Annotated in this window: 1 protein-coding gene; it reads right to left on the reverse strand. The window is 58.8% G+C overall.

The annotated features are described in order from the left end of the window. Positions 1–393 (reverse strand): hypothetical protein (locus HA050_RS22760; RefSeq protein WP_205836569.1); only part of this gene is annotated, 393 nt, incomplete at both ends.

Below are 393 nucleotides of genomic sequence, written 5' to 3' on the forward strand. Positions count from 1 at the left end.
CCGTGGTCAGCGTGGCCACTTGTGCGGTGGTCAGGGCTTTAATCTGATTGCTCGACAGCACGGCAATCCCTGCTGTGCTGACAACGGCCAGATCGCGGGTTTCCAGCGCAGCCATGCTGTTGGTAGAGAGCGCAGCCACCTGGCGGGTGGTCAGAACAGCGGCTTGTGCCGTAGTCAGTGCCACCACCTGATCGGTCGTGAAGCCACTGGCCACTGCTGCCGTGCTCAGTGCCATCACCTGATCGGTCGTCAGATTCGCCACCTGGGCGGTGGTCAGTACATTCACTTGTGCAGTATTCAGTGCTGCGATGCCGCTGGTTTTAAGAACCACTAAATCACGGGTTTCAAGAGCCGCCACACTGCCAGTGGAGAGCGCGGCAATTTGTGATGAAG

The organism is Iodobacter violaceini (genome assembly GCF_011601265.1).
GTDB lineage: Bacteria > Pseudomonadota > Gammaproteobacteria > Burkholderiales > Chitinibacteraceae > Iodobacter > Iodobacter violaceini.